The 878-nt window shown below is 51.0% G+C and carries 1 protein-coding gene; it reads left to right on the top strand.

Translation table 11 applies throughout. The features are described from left to right. Positions 1 to 786 (top strand): recombinase zinc beta ribbon domain-containing protein (locus H8S44_RS16165; protein ID WP_186997571.1); only part of this gene is annotated, 786 nt, incomplete at its 5' end. Positions 787 to 878: the final 92 nt, after the last annotated feature.

The raw sequence follows: 878 nt of genomic DNA, 5'->3' as shown, positions 1-878 counted from the left end.
TGGATTGTGGTGGAGGGACAGCATGAACCGCTGATTGACCGCATGAGCTTTGACATTGTGCAGAACAAGCTGAAATCCCGCCAGCGTCCGGGGCAGACCAATGAAATCAGCCTGTTTGCCGGACTGATAAAATGCGGTGAGTGTGGGAAGTCACTGACGATACGCTACACAAACGCAAAACATCCCCAGCAGATTTACTCCTGCAAAACCTACAATGCCTTTGGAAAGAACCACTGCACCCAGCACCGGATTGATTATGACACCCTTTACAGCCATGTGCTGCGGAAAATCCGGGAATGTGCCAGAGCCGCCCTGATGGACGGGGAAGCGGTTGCCGACCGCTTGACCAATACCTGTGAAGCCGAGCAGCGGGAACAGCGGGAAGCAATGGAACGCTCCCTCACAAGGGACGAGGAACGGATTGAGGTTCTGGACAAAATGGTAATGCGGCTTTATGAGGATATGATTGCAGGGCGTATCAGTGAACAGAATTTCAACACCATGCTGGAAAAGACACAGACCGAGCAAGCGGAGCTTAAAGCAAAAGTGTCCGAGGGCAGAAAGCGGCTGTCCGATGAAGTCCAGCTTGCCAATGACGCAAAACAATGGGTGGAAGCCATTCAGGAATACGCCAATATCACAGAGCTGGACGCAGCCACCCTCAACCGCTTAATCAAAGAAATCGTCGTGCATGAGCGCATTGACGAAGATAAAACAAGACACATTTCTATCGAAATTCATTTTAATCTCAAACCCATCCCAGAGGTGGAACAGGTCACTGCCTGACCTGTCCCGCCGGGACGGTTCTCTTAAAAACACCATATAGATTTTTTGTACGCCGCCGCCCGCCATCGAGCAGAGTTTTACACCTAATTGGG

The sequence above is a fragment of the Anaerosacchariphilus hominis genome, assembly GCF_014290175.1.
In the GTDB taxonomy this organism is placed as follows: domain Bacteria; phylum Bacillota; class Clostridia; order Lachnospirales; family Lachnospiraceae; genus Laedolimicola; species Laedolimicola hominis.
This window is presented reverse-complemented; position numbering and strand designations above follow the sequence as displayed.